Origin of the sequence: Marinobacter nauticus ATCC 49840, from assembly GCF_000284615.1 — a bacterium.
GTDB lineage: Bacteria > Pseudomonadota > Gammaproteobacteria > Pseudomonadales > Oleiphilaceae > Marinobacter > Marinobacter nauticus.
Map to the genome: position 1 here is coordinate 1,918,046 of NC_017067.1, position 13,323 is coordinate 1,931,368.

The window sequence follows — 13,323 nt, forward strand, 5'->3', positions numbered from 1 at the left end:
CTCTTGATCAGAATCAAGATGGTTAATATTTGATCAGGTGTAAAGTGGAGGAGTTGCGGTATCCACTCGGCAAGCTGACAGGAGGAAACGGCATGGAACACCGGCTAAGCCAACGCGTAGAAGGCGGGTTGCCCATTCTGGTCTACAAACGTGGCATGCCAGTAGCGACTGGTATGATCCGGGACGCATCCAGGCGTGGTCTGTTTATTGCGACCGATTATTCGGATGTGAGACTGAACCAGACGATCGAGCTGTCCTTCCGGTTTCCGGAACGTTCGGAGCGGGGGCACTGCACGCTGAGCGCCCATGTGGTTAGGACTGATGATGGCGGTCTGGGGGTTGATTTTGACGGCGTTGAGAACGATGCGCTGACAATTTCTGAACTGATTGCCTGCCTGCAGGAACAGGCTTCTACAGACCTTCTTGCCGGGCGAGTTCGCAAGCAAATGCACTGACTTCAATAATGACAACAACTGATTCTGTAAGGGACGACTGACATGGCACGACTTGAAGGAAAAGTAGCTGCGGTAACCGGCGGCGCACTGGGCATTGGCAAAGCAACGGTTGAACGGATGGCAGAAGAGGGCGCTGCCGTTGGCATTCTTGACTGCCTGGATAGCGAAGGCGAGACCCTCGCCAAATCACTCAGCGACAAAGGCTACAAGGTTGGTTACTGGCACTGTGATGTGACCAATGAACAGCAGGTGAAAGCCGCTCTGGACGGAGTGGCCGGGCACTTCGGAGCGCTAAACGTCGTGGTTAGCAATGCCGGCATTTCCGGCGCCAACAAGCCGACCCACGAAGTGACCGAGGAAGAATGGGACAAGGTACAGGCGGTTAACGTAAAAGGGGTGTTTTTCTGCACCAAACACGCCATTCCTCACATGAAGAAGGCCGGCGGCGGCAGCATCATCAATCTGTCTTCCATTTACGGCCTGATCGGCGCGCCGGACGCACCTCCATACCATGCGTCCAAGGGTGCTGTCCGGTTGATGACCAAAACCGATGCGATGCTCTACGCCCCGGACAACATAAGGGTGAATTCCGTGCATCCGGGCTTTATCTGGACCCCGATGGTCGAAAACCACCTGAAAACCACCGGCCAGGATCTGGAAGCTGCCAAGCAGGCCACCGCCGTCTTACATCCTCTTGGCCATATGGGCGAGCCAGATGACATTGCCTGGGGCATTGTTTTCCTCGCCTCTGATGAGTCCAAATTCATGACCGGGAGCGAACTGGTTATCGACGGCGGCTATACCGCGCATTAACGGCTGAAGCCCCATGACTCTGGCCGCGTATACTATGAGGGCCTTGCCAGCACAGCTGTCAGGGCTGATGGCGATTGCACTGGATTTGCAGTGGAGCTGGCACCACGGATGTGATGAGTTGTGGCGGCAGCTCGATGAAGAGATCTGGGAGGCAACCCATAACGCCTGGCTGGTGCTGAACAGCGCTTCGGCAGAACGGCTGCAACAGCTGGCCGAAGACCCCGAATTCCTGGCCCAGTACCAGCAACAACTGAATCGCCATGAAGCCTTCAACCAGTGCCCGACCTGGTATTCTGAAAACTGCGGCAACCAGCTGGCCGGCGGTGTCGCCTGGTTCTGCATGGAGTATGGGGTGTCGGAATCCCTGCCGTTATACAGCGGCGGCCTGGGCGTTCTGGCCGGCGATTTCCTGAAGGCTTCCAGCGATCTGGGTGTGCCGGTCACAGCCGTGGGCTTGCTCTACCAGCAGGGCTATTTCCGGCAGGCCCTGAACGCTGAGGGGGAGCAGCTGGAGTTTCACCCCTATAACGATCCGACCATGCTCCCGGTTACTCCGTTACGGGACAGCAACGGAGAATGGGCAAGGGTAAACGTACCTTTTCCCGGCCGTACAGTTCGCCTGAGGGCCTGGAAAGGACAGGTGGGGCGCTGTGAATTGTTGCTGCTCGACAGCAATGACCCCCGGAATGAGCCCGGCGACCGGGGTATTACCAGCGAACTCTACAGTGGCGATCCGGAAAAACGCCTGCAACAGGAAATGGTGCTTGGAATTGGCGGCTGGCGCTTGTTGGCACAGTTGGGGCGCCAACCCGCTCTGTGCCACATTAACGAAGGCCACAGCGCATTGGCGCTGGTTGAGCGCGCGGTGCACTGGCAACAGCAGAATGAGACCAGTTTTGAAGTGGCGCGGCTGGCAACCAGAGCCACCAACCTTTTTACCACCCACACTTCGGTAGCTGCAGGTTTTGACCGGTTCCCGACGAAACTTGCCCGATTGTACCTGGAGCCCTGGTTGCAGGAGATCGGCCAGTCGCTGGAGACCATACTGACCGTTGCCAATGGCGGTTCAAGCGATTTGAACATGTCGGGGCTTGCGCTGGGTATGAGCGGTCGTTTTAACGGTGTCAGCCAGATTCACAAACAGGTCACTCAATCCATTTTCCAGCCGTGGTTCGGGCGCTGGCCGGCGGCCGATGTGCCAGCAGAATACGTTACCAATGGTGTGCATACCCCGAGCTGGGATTCTCCGGAGGCGGACGAATTATGGACGTCGGCCTGTGGCCAGGACCGCTGGCGACAGCCTATGAAGGACCTTCGCCCGCTGAAAGGGACTAGTGACCATGATCTCTGGCAGATGCGCAGAAACCAGCGACACCGATTGGTGTATTACCTGCGCGCGCGATTGAAGAGCCAGCATTGTGAGCACAACTACGGCAACAGCGAGGAAGCGGCGTGTGGTCTGCTTCTGGATACTGAGTCTCTGACGTTAGGCTTTGCCCGCCGCTTTACCAATTACAAGCGCCCGGACTTACTGCTGACAGATCCGGAACGACTGATCCGACTCCTCAGCAATCGGGACCGGCCCCTGCAGATTGTATTGGCGGGGAAGGCCCACCCCCACGACGACGAAGGCAAGGACATCATCAAACGCTGGAAGCAGTTCACCCGCCTGCCGGAAGTAGAGGGGCGCGTGGTATTCATTGAAGACTATGACATGGCGGTGGCCAGCGAACTGATTCAGGGCGTGGACGTTTGGCTTAATTGCCCGCGCCACCCCTGGGAAGCCTGTGGTACCAGCGGCATGAAGGTGCTGGTAAATGGTGGCCTGAACCTGTCGCAGTATGATGGCTGGTGGGCGGAAGCCTGGCAGCCGGAGCTGGGCTGGGCCATTCGGCCGGGAGCCACTTTCGAGGAGTTGAGCCAGACGGATAAACACGATGAGGCTGATGCCGAAGAACTCTATCAGTTGCTGGAGAATCACGTTGTACCGGAATTCTACCTGCGTAATGAACAGGGTTTACCGGCCAACTGGCTGGCGAGAATCCGGGCCAGCATGAACGAATTAACTGCACGATACTCGGCCAACCGCATGGTTCGGGAATATGTCACGGATTTCTATCTGCCCATGGTGGCCCAGGGCGCGAAGCGCACCGCTGTAGGTGCTGACGAACTTGTTTCTGTGAAAGAAACCATAGCCCGACACTGGCCACGCCTGAGGTTTGGCGCAATGGACGCCCGGGAGGAAGGCCAAAAACTGCGTTTCGATCTGGATGTGTATCTGGATGGCCTGAGCCCGGAACTGGTCGCCGTAGAGTTGGTGGCAGAATCCTCAAACTCCGGCCCACGCCTGGTGCAGTCTATGGCGTTCAGCGGGCCACTACAGGAAGCCGAACAGACGTACCGATATTACTGCACGGTGCCACCACGCCCGCTAGAGCATTTCACTCCACGCATCCGCATTCATGAACCCAGGCTAAACCTGCCCCTGGAAGACGCTCACATTCTCTGGCTGCGCTGATCAGCCGCGCCAGAAGCCCGGTGAGAGCACGATCACCACGCTCAGGATTTCCAGACGCCCCATCAGCATGCCCACTGACAGAATCCACTTGGCGGCGTCGGGCAGAGGCGAGAAGTTCCCGGCGGGGCCAATGATATCGCCAAGGCCGGGACCAACGTTGGTCAGTGAGGTGAGGGCGCCGGAAAGGGCAGTGACAAAGTCGAGCTGAAGGGATGCCAGCAACACGGTGATCACCAGCAGACACAACAGGAAGATGAAGGTATAGGCAATCATCGAGGAGATGATTTCGTCGCTGACGGCACGGCCGTTGTAGTTACGGGTAAATACGGCCCGTGGGTGCAACAGCCGCATTAACTGCTCTCGCAGAATGATCAGCGATAGCTGGAACCGGAAGATTTTCATGCCACCGGCGGTTGAGCCTGAGCAGCCGCCCACAAACATGAGGAAGAAGAACACCACAAAGGCCAGAGGCCCCCAGGCGGAATAATCTTCAGACGCGTAGCCCGTGGTCGTAACGACGGAAGTCACATTAAAAAGCGTGGCTGCGTAATTGTGAATCGGATCGAAGGGTACCGGGGATACCCACCAGCGATAGAGCGTGAGCATGGCCGGCACCGCGAACAGAATCCCCAGGAACAGACGAACCTGCTGATCACGGAACAGAACCCCATGCTGGCCGTGCATTTCCCGCACAAACAGGAAGAACGGCAGGCTGCCGATGATCATGAAAAAGGTGGCTTCCAGCAGGATAAGGTCGCTGAACTTACCCATGGACAGGTCTGAGGTTGAAAAGCCGCCTGTGGCAATGCTGGTCAGACCATGGTTGAACGCGTCAAACAGAGACATACCAGACAGCCAGTAGGTGACAACCGCGACCACGGAAAACACCAGATACACCAACAGCAGGCCCCGGCTGAGAGTCTTCATACGTGGCAGAGCCTTTTCCGTCCACTCAGACGATTCGGTAGCGAACAGGCGCATCCCGCCTACCCGCAGGAAAGGCAGCACGGCAACGAACATGCCGATAATCCCGATACCGCCCAGCCACTGAAGGATCGAGCGCCAGAGCAGCAGATCCATGTCCATCGTGTCCAGACCGGTGAACACCGTAGCTCCCGTGGTGGTGATGCCGGAGGTGCCCTCAAAAAACGCATCTGCCGCCGAGATGTCGTTATCGCTCAGGTAAAAGGGAAGGGCAGAGAGAAGGGCAATGACAAACCAGCTGGAGACCGTGAGCACGAACATATAGCGAGGTTTCAGTTCGCGGGGTTCACGGTAGGTCAGCAACAGCCCCAGAACACCAAGCACGCAAACAATAGCCGCCGATTCGGCAAACGCGATGGCATTGGGTGCACCGGAAGGGGTGGCAGCCAACAGCAGTACCGGTAACGTCATGAAAACACTCAGAAGTATAAACATGACGCTGACAATGAAGACGACAGGGGCTAGGTTTCTCAAGGCACGCTCAAGCCAGCTGACAAAAAGACGGCGTCAGCATACCCGCGGGCTTGCTTAACCGCAAGGAAACAGGCCCCGGACAGAAGTATTAACCCGGAATTAAATCGGCGTAAAAAATGGGTAAATACGGAACGCACCTATGGCGGGAATCGTCGGACTGATGCACGTTTACTGTCAGGCCGTGAAGGCCTGTATGAAAAGGGAGAAAGACTATGAATACCACAAGAAAGGTTCTTGTTGCATCAACTGCCTTCGCCGGGCTGGCCCTGGCTGGGCTTGCTTCTGCCCAGGATATGTATAAATCCGGTGTTGGCGGGCTCTACGCCGGCCTGAATTACACCTTCATGGAAACCGATTTCGATGGCCTGGCAGAAGCCGACACCGGCACCTTGTCTGGAAAGGTCGGCGTTATGGCCACGGACTATTTCGGTGTTGAGGCCCGAGCGGGCTTTGGTGTGGATGACGATCGGATTGCCGGCGTTGACGTTAAAATCGACAACTTCTTCGGTGGTTACGGCACGGTGAACGTGGTGAACGAGAGCCCGGTAACACCCTACGCTGTTTTCGGTTTCACTCGTATTGAAGCTGAGGCAGGCTCAGTGGAAGACGATGATTCCGATTTCTCGTACGGTGCTGGCCTGAATGTGAAGTTCGCCAAGAACCTGTCAGGCAACCTCGAATACATGCGTTACTACGATGACGATGATATTACCGTAGACGGCATCGGCCTGGGCGTTCAGGTCAACTTCTGACGATGAGATAACCAATGCCTGCGGGGCGGGACCTCGCAGGCTTTCGACTTTAGCCGTTCATCACAGAGCCAAGCAGAATGACCCCGGCATAGCCCACTGTGTACGCGGCCAGAAGGTGTAACGCGTACTTCAGGTACGCCGCGAAAGTAAGCCCCTCAATTTTGCTCATGGCTACAATTCCCGCCGCAGAACCGATTACCAGCAACGAACCACCGACGCCAACTGCATAGGTTAGCCCCATCCATTCCCCGGGGCTCATGTCGATACCGGACTTCAGCAGTGCGGCCGTTAAAGGCACGTTATCGATGACCGCGGAGAAAATGCCCATCAGATAGTTGGCGTACACCGGCGGCATGACATCATAGATTGCCACCAGTGAATCCAGAGCATGAATTTCTTTTAGCATACCCACCAGAAGCAGGATCCCCAGGAAGAACAGCAGGGTTTCAAACTCGATAACCCGGATGTATTCGAGAATCGGGTCCAGATCCGAGTCGTCGCTCATGAAGCGGGACACCAGGAACATGATGGAAAGACCAAAAAGGAAGGTCAGCACTGGCGGAATACTGAATAACGCGTTGCCAGTAATGGTGGCAATGATTGTAACCAGAAACAGGCCCGCGATTACCGCGTCCACGGCTCGGACTTCATTCGAACTGGCCTTCAGGGTAACGGTGCCGGACAGACCGCCAGAAAGAAGCACAGCCAGCAAAAACACCGTGATTGAAGCGGGAATGGCCAGTGTCAGCAGCGTCAGGATTTCCACTTTGTCTGCCAGGAAGATCATCAGCGTGGTGACATCGCCGGTGATCAGTGAAACGCCGCCGGAGTTCACTGCAAATACAACCAAAACAATGAATTGCAAGCGCTTCTTCAGTTCCAGGTTTAAAGAGAGAATCAGAGAGCAGGAAACCAGCGTTGCTGTGATGTTATCGGCCAGGGAAGAAAATACGAAGCAGAACAGACCGGTCAGAAACAGTAATCGCCGCTCGGTGACCTGACGAGGCATGATCAGGTAGATCATGTTTTCGATCATACCTTTCTTGTTCAGGTAGGCCACAAATGTCATCGCCGCCACCAGAAACAGCCATAACCCGGCGATCTCGGCAATGCTTTCCGAAAGGCCAGAGGAAACTGCAGCGGTTTCGTCTACACCGGAACTGAACAGAAACAGGAGAACCCAGCTGAGCGTGCCAAAGAACAGTGTGGTTTTCGCCTTGTTGACGTGAATGACTTCTTCAAAGATGACGCCGAGCAGCGCCAAGATGGCAACAGCAATCAGAACAGCTTCAAGAATCGGCATTTTGGAATCCTGAACCCCGGGGAAGATTAGGCAGCGATTCTAAACCCATTAGCGGGAGCCTCCAAGATTAGTAAACTACGGAACACTGCCTATACTTGAATCTGACGCACATCAAAAGGGCATTCGCTCTTTCTGTTATTGATGGAACAGTCACAACGGGGAGAGAAAGTCATGAAACACAGTTTGAGAGCGCTGGTCTGTGCCACCCTGATTTCGCTGCCACTCGCTACCTTTGCCCAGAGTGGATCCGGGCAGGGCAGTCAGGCAGGAATGATGAACCAGGAACGGATTCAGCAAATGCAGCAGAACATGGATCGAATGAACCAGACCATGCAGCAGATGCAGAATGCGACGACCAGAGAAGAACGCCAACGCCTGCGGCAGGAACATATGGAGCACATGCAGGAACACCTGCAGATAATGCGAGAGTCCGGAATGGGTCCAGGCATGATGGGCCAGGGCGCGGGAATGATGGGGCAAGGCATGGGAATGAACGGTCAAGGCCCCGGCATGGGTAACCGAAACCCCGGTCAGGGCCAGATGAAGAATCAGGGGCCTGGCAACAGCGGACAGGGAATGCGGCAAGGCAACCCGGCCATGAGCGAAGATCAGCGGTTGCAGCGCATGGAACAACGCATGGACCAGATGCAGTTGATGATGGAACAAATGCTTCAGAATCAGCGCCAGGGAAACCAGTAACGCCGAAGACGAATCAAAACATACCTTCACTGGCAGAAGCGAAATTACGTTTACTGCTGGCGCTCATTCAGTTCACCGAAAGTGCGATGACACCGATGGGCGTCAGCGTTAGCAGATTCATCGTAAGCCAATAAACCGGAAGCTCCATCCTAAGTAACAGTACTGCTGGAGGTGCGGCATGCGCCTACAGAAGACTGGCGTTACTTCCTTGATCGCCGTCTTTCAGCAAGAGAGATCGGCACGATCGGAGTTGGCTTCATTTACGTGTTCTTGCAGTCGCTAGCAGGGACTTAAACGATCCATATCTTCCGCACGGATCCATGGGTCCTTATACTATATTTAACATAATATACATTATGCGCACTGCAGTGTGGGTTTTGGGTTGCCTCAGGATGACAACTTACCGCTCCACAACCATTATACGTCCACACAAAGTACTAAACTTCTCCACACAAAGTGCTAAATTTCCACACAAAACACTAAATTTGGCGTAGTCGGCTTTTTTCGAGGGTTGTCGGCTGCTTCGCGGTTCGGCTTCCGGACGTCGGCATCATCTCTACTCCTTGGACCAACTCGGACTTAATCAAGGATTGTATTTTTGAGCTAATTAGTCCCCAGCGAATCTTCGGGAATAATAGAAACCAATCGCGACCACGAATGAAGCCTAGAGTCGTTTCACTGATCAGCGGAACATGCAAATCCCGCCCGAGATTATGGATAACATTGCGATCGTCCAGATTAAGGCACAACCGCCGAAAGGTCTCGTTGGAGGCCCCGCCGATAACGAATCTGGAAGCCCTGATTGTCCGTTGAACTGAGATATTACGCACTGAACCACAAAATCCGTTAAAATAACATTATTACGGATTTTATTTTCGCCCTTTCCTCGCATTCCTTTACTTTGCCAGGAGCATTCCTGATGAGCAAAACCGGTCAGGCACGCGTGCTCACGCCCGAGCAGTTCGCTTACCTTTTGAACGTGATCCAAGAGCATCGCCATCCGCAAAAGAATACGGCCCTGGTTCAGATCAGCTTCAAGCTCGGACTGAGAGTTCAGGAAATCGCGCTGCTCCAGATCAAAGACGTCGCCGAACTCGGCCCTGAAACTACTGATCAGCGTTCGTTCAGACTCAAAGAAATCCTGGCGTTGCCGGCGGCTTACACCAAAGGTGCCGATGCGTTGAAGCGATCCAAATCAACGTATCAAAGACGTCGGATCAGTTTCAGCATTCATGATTTTGACCAACTTGTGCGACGTATTGAGACTATGGCGAAGGCTGGCGCGGAGATTAACCCTGAGGACTTCTATCCTGAGGTGAAGAAACATCGTGGTAAATCTCGAGACCTGCCATTGAGCGATTCCGTGTTGAGGACGGCCCTTGAGGCCTATCTCAGGTTACGTCTAGCCAAAGATCCAACTTTGAAAAAGACCAGCCCCCTATTCTTAACCCAAAAAGGTGTCCCCTACTCTCCGAACACTTTACAAGAGCACCTGGCATTAATGCAGAGGCAGTGGGCAGGGATAGAGCGCGCGAGTTCCCACAGTGGGCGTCGGACCTTAATGACCAATATCATCCATGAACAAAAGAAATCGGTTAAAGTCGCTCAGAAAATTGCAGGGCATGTTTCCGCCTCGACAACATTGATATACGAGGAGCCACCAGAAGAATCATTGAAGGAGACGTTACATAGTGTTGGGTTCACTTTTATTGGTTAAGAGATGGCGGCCTCTCGTATCGGTTAGGTGTGATACTCCTTAAAATATAATGAAAACTGTGCACTTAATTTGATCCAATTACCTGAAGGGTCGCCCCAGTTGTTTTTTTAATGAAAAAGGAAGTACACCCTAAAAGCTTCAACATTTCATCGGAAGTTTGTTCCACACTTAATCCAGGCTGGACGATTGACACCTCTAATTCAATCTTTAATGCCCGAGCCCGGTTTTTAATTGCAACAAGATCACTAATTTTCCCTTTAAGAAAGCGTGTGCCATTTCGACGGTTCCAGAGTTTTTCTCTATGGACGATATGCTTATAGAGATGAACCAGTCCTGCATGTTTCCAGTGAATAGAACGCTGTGCTTGGCCGCACACTTCATAGAGGTCTTTAAGTCGGGCACCGGCTTCAGTACCGCTTGAATATTTGCAGTGAACAAGATGTAAGTGAATTTTCTGCTCCGCAACCTTTAGAGCAACTAGGTCAGCGGCTTCCCCTTGCTCATCATCATTGATGATAACATCATATGCATTCTGAATTTCTGAATATGCTCGATGTTGAACCGTATTTTTTTTCAAACCGATTCCCATCGATTCTGACCTAATATTCACATTGTTCCAGTCCCAAACATCTATATCTTCTGAGTTATATAATCCAATAGGTTGTTTAATTTCAACAAGCCACTTATTGTAAGAAAAAGCACCGTCAACGTATTGAATTACGACTGGATCTTGAACCATATATTCTTCGAAGGACATTGCGTCTCTTGCACCCTTAGAGATTTCAACAGGCTCACCTCCCATAAGTTCATAACGATATCCAGGTGGTGTTTCAAAAAGGGTTAAACGATAAGTAGCTGATTGGCCATCTCCGACAAGAGAAAAATAAATCCCGTCATCTTTACCATGTTCGATGTTTATATCAACTAAATACAAAGGCACGCGCACTTTACCGAAAATAACGTCAACTTTATCCTCGTAAGTCGATAAAAGTTGTTCGCCCCATTGAATCGATATGGGCTGCACAGAGTGATAGGTGCTTATGCTTGTAGGGCGCAGGAAGTCCCTGGTGATGTTGTCTTCGTCAAGTCCACCGATCGCTACCTTATCCCAAGCACGCCGCACCCAATCAGACCAATCGGTCAAAGTGCCTGAGCTTTGTGGCGACCAGATTTTTCCTTTCTTCTGGGAGCATCCCCAAACTACACATTCTCCTGCCTCGTAGCCTTTTGCTGCTATATTGCTCAAATTCGACTGTGAGGCTTCTATCTGGGAAAGGCCATCAGTAACGTTAGGTCCGAAAAATTGCGTGAAGCTTATTGCTCCAACCTGAGAGGCGCCTAGGTTTCTTACTAAAGGAAACTCCATGCCATTTAAGACGTTAAATATTCTATCGCCGGTTACGGGCTCGCACTCGCTTCCACATATCTCTTTCCCCATTTGTTCGACCCGGAAGGCCTTATAGTCATTGGAGAATACAAAGAGAGCTTCACGCTTTGAATCCCACTGCGCAATCAAAAGCTTGAACGCAACGTCACTAAGGTTTCTATAGGATCCCCACTTCACGGGAGTTTTTTGTACACCGAGTACTACCAGAGTGTCGTTGCCCTCAGATATCGAATGCCAATATTCATCAAAGTTTTTCACAACTTCGACATACTGATCCGGACGCCAGTCCTCGCAGTGAGTTTGAAACAATACGGCGGAAAAAGACGGAGCCAAGTTCCAAAGAGAGATATGCTCACTAAGCTGCCCAGCACCCTGCTTTAAACTGTCGACAACCTCTTGAAGCTTAACTTCGCGATCGATACGGCTTTCTGACAAACGACGGAGAACCGCGTCCCAATCAGCTCCTTGAGCGTATAGCTTCTCCAAGTTTCCTTGGACACCAGGATCAGCGGTGTTTAATACGACAGAGGCTTCTCCCACGGGGGTGGCCGCCGCCGAACGAGTGAAGCGCCCGATAAACTGAAGGGCTATAGCAAGACTCTTGTGAATATCATGAATAGCAGCGACTTTCAGGTTGGGAAGGTCAAACCCCTCCCCCAGCATGTCGACACATACAACAATCCGTGATTCACGAGCTAATAGCTGCTGAAGTCGAGAAGCGTTGCCGCTTTTAGGCAGGCTAGAATGTACGACTATTGGTGAGTGGCGACTTGCAATTCTCTGATAAAGTGAGACCAGTTGATTAGCACGTTTTTTTGAACTAACCCGGGCCATTAAAAGATGGTCAAGACCAGCGTCTAGGTCCCGTTCGAGGATATCGACGGCCTTTTTGGCAATCGTCTGGTCAGCCACTTCGTCGAGAAACTCTTCTACACCATTCAATTGAATTTGCTTAAAGTAGCCTGCCCGTTGGGCCTCCCCCATGGTATAATTAAATATAATCTTACCTCCAAGCGATTGCCGGTCATTTCGAAATGGTGTTGCGGTGAACTGAAGGACACCTTTACCTGTAAACCGGTCGCGTACAGCACTCCAAGACGTCGCAGAGACATGATGTGCTTCGTCGATGAACAAGTGTGAGCAGTGCTCGCACAAAAGGTTTGTGGCAGATTCGTTACCGCTACTTAGCACATTGGGAGTAGCTATAATTACATTAGCCTGCTCAGTTAATTCGCGTGCCGCGGCATTACCAGTAACCCCCTTCAACAGCTTCACAACATACGGTAGTTTCCCATCGCATCCGATAACGCCAAGTTCTGGGAGGCGCCCTAGGGTAAGAAATTTTTCAAACAGTTGTTCTCGCAATGAGTTGGATGGAACGACAACTAACACCGGTGAATAACAGTGGTACACCAAGCTGGCGATCATAGTCTCGGTTTTGCCAGTTCCTGTCGGAAGAACAACTGTCGCCGGATCAGTGTATCTATCCGTGGAAAAATGGGCTGCTATAGCGTGAAGCGCACCTAACTGAGGTAGCCTCAAGCCTGAGGTATTTGTATCAGGATCATCGCCGACAAAGAAAAAAGCGCCTTTCCAACTGCGCCTAACATCGTCACGGTTATCTATTGGTTGGTCAGGATACTGCGCCCAGCTAAAACGAGTTTTTTCGTCAATCTTTTCAATTTCTGTAAATTCCGAAAGCTTGAGACAAAAAGAGTCTCCAGGAATTGACGCCCGTGTATTCCATTTTCGGAGAAAGAGTTCATCAAGAGGCGCTGGAAGAGGGGTGGTTAACCTGAGAAGACCCTGGTGTTCGCTCGGCTCTATTGTCACCCTTATCTCTATTGACTTGTTTCCAAGTTTTTTGAGTTGATTACCCTCAATATTCTTAGAGACTAAGAGCTTTTCAGGAAGAGAGATCGTTGTTTGCAATGGAGGGAATAGATCCATGATTTTTATGCTACCTCTGACCTACTGGGCGCCTGGGCAGTTGTCCGTAGACAACGGATTGATACGGCAGGGCACTTCTTCTGTGGAATCCCAGTACGGTTCGTCAAGCTTGGCGGTGCATCCCAGGTCTTTCATCAGTGCCTTTCGGCCTGGTTCATCACAAACCAAAACTACTCCATGACGATCAACGTAGTTGGCTTTGAGTGTGAAATTGTCTAATGGCTCCAAAAGCGATGGGTCATGCTCAGTCGCGAACTCAAGTAGCGCTCTG

9 protein-coding genes are annotated in these 13,323 nt (G+C 52.2%); 6 read left to right on the top strand and 3 right to left on the bottom strand.

The features are described 5' to 3' along the window. Positions 1 to 92 precede the first annotated feature (92 nt). The 3 genes from MARHY_RS08835 to glgP are packed head-to-tail and all read left to right on the top strand — an operon-like array spanning position 93 to position 3,786. Positions 93 to 455: a PilZ domain-containing protein gene (locus MARHY_RS08835; RefSeq protein ID WP_014421476.1), complete on the top strand. Its 363-nt coding sequence runs from the start codon at positions 93 to 95 to the stop codon at positions 453 to 455. Between the two features lie 42 nt (positions 456 to 497). After that, the gene (locus MARHY_RS08840; RefSeq protein ID WP_014421477.1) at positions 498 to 1,268 is read left to right on the top strand and encodes an SDR family NAD(P)-dependent oxidoreductase; all 771 of its coding nucleotides are present in this window, start codon (positions 498 to 500) and stop codon (positions 1,266 to 1,268) included. 34 nt (positions 1,269 to 1,302) lie between these two features. Then, positions 1,303 to 3,786 (top strand): alpha-glucan family phosphorylase, encoded by a 2,484-nt coding sequence (gene glgP, locus MARHY_RS08845; RefSeq protein WP_226374456.1) that lies wholly within the window; start codon positions 1,303 to 1,305, stop codon positions 3,784 to 3,786. Here glgP and MARHY_RS08850 read toward each other — a convergent pair whose 3' ends face one another. Next, positions 3,787 to 5,205 (bottom strand): TrkH family potassium uptake protein, encoded by a 1,419-nt coding sequence (locus tag MARHY_RS08850; RefSeq protein ID WP_014421479.1) that lies wholly within the window; start codon positions 5,203 to 5,205, stop codon positions 3,787 to 3,789. Between the two features lie 251 nt (positions 5,206 to 5,456). On the opposite strand from MARHY_RS08850, the gene MARHY_RS08855 reads away from it, so the two are divergent. Continuing rightward, positions 5,457 to 5,996 (top strand): porin family protein, encoded by a 540-nt coding sequence (locus tag MARHY_RS08855; protein ID WP_014421480.1) that lies wholly within the window; start codon positions 5,457 to 5,459, stop codon positions 5,994 to 5,996. 49 nt (positions 5,997 to 6,045) lie between these two features. Here MARHY_RS08855 and nhaD read toward each other — a convergent pair whose 3' ends face one another. Then, on the bottom strand, positions 6,046 to 7,299 hold the full coding sequence (gene nhaD, locus MARHY_RS08860; RefSeq protein ID WP_014421481.1) for a sodium:proton antiporter NhaD: 1,254 nt from the start codon (positions 7,297 to 7,299) through the stop codon (positions 6,046 to 6,048). A 171-nt stretch (positions 7,300 to 7,470) separates the two neighbouring features. Here nhaD and MARHY_RS08865 point away from each other — a divergent pair, with 171 nt between their 5' ends. Together MARHY_RS08865 and MARHY_RS08870 are read left to right on the top strand one after the other, a co-directional pair. Beyond that, a complete protein-coding gene (locus MARHY_RS08865; RefSeq protein WP_050999004.1) occupies positions 7,471 to 7,998 on the top strand; it encodes a hypothetical protein in 528 nt (175 codons plus the stop codon). 919 nt (positions 7,999 to 8,917) lie between these two features. Next, positions 8,918 to 9,715: a tyrosine-type recombinase/integrase gene (locus MARHY_RS08870; protein ID WP_014421485.1), complete on the top strand. Its 798-nt coding sequence runs from the start codon at positions 8,918 to 8,920 to the stop codon at positions 9,713 to 9,715. Between the two features lie 64 nt (positions 9,716 to 9,779). Here the strand turns inward: MARHY_RS08870 and MARHY_RS08875 are convergent, their stop codons facing one another. Then, positions 9,780 to 13,052 (bottom strand): DEAD/DEAH box helicase, encoded by a 3,273-nt coding sequence (locus MARHY_RS08875; RefSeq protein WP_014421486.1) that lies wholly within the window; start codon positions 13,050 to 13,052, stop codon positions 9,780 to 9,782. Positions 13,053 to 13,323: the final 271 nt, after the last annotated feature.

Excerpts from the sequence above, each read along its gene's own strand:
- MARHY_RS08840 (WP_014421477.1), top strand. The coding sequence starts at position 498 with ATGGCACGACTTGAAGGAAAAGTAGCTGCGGTAACCGGCGGCGCACTG.
- MARHY_RS08835 (WP_014421476.1), top strand. The coding sequence starts at position 93 with ATGGAACACCGGCTAAGCCAACGCGTAGAAGGCGGGTTGCCCATTCTG.
- MARHY_RS08850 (WP_014421479.1), bottom strand. The coding sequence starts at position 5,205 with ATGTTTATACTTCTGAGTGTTTTCATGACGTTACCGGTACTGCTGTTG.
- MARHY_RS08855 (WP_014421480.1), top strand. The coding sequence starts at position 5,457 with ATGAATACCACAAGAAAGGTTCTTGTTGCATCAACTGCCTTCGCCGGG.
- glgP (WP_226374456.1), top strand. The coding sequence starts at position 1,303 with ATGAGGGCCTTGCCAGCACAGCTGTCAGGGCTGATGGCGATTGCACTG.
- MARHY_RS08875 (WP_014421486.1), bottom strand. The coding sequence starts at position 13,052 with ATGGATCTATTCCCTCCATTGCAAACAACGATCTCTCTTCCTGAAAAG.
- nhaD (WP_014421481.1), bottom strand. The coding sequence starts at position 7,299 with ATGCCGATTCTTGAAGCTGTTCTGATTGCTGTTGCCATCTTGGCGCTG.
- MARHY_RS08865 (WP_050999004.1), top strand. The coding sequence starts at position 7,471 with ATGAAACACAGTTTGAGAGCGCTGGTCTGTGCCACCCTGATTTCGCTG.
- MARHY_RS08870 (WP_014421485.1), top strand. The coding sequence starts at position 8,918 with ATGAGCAAAACCGGTCAGGCACGCGTGCTCACGCCCGAGCAGTTCGCT.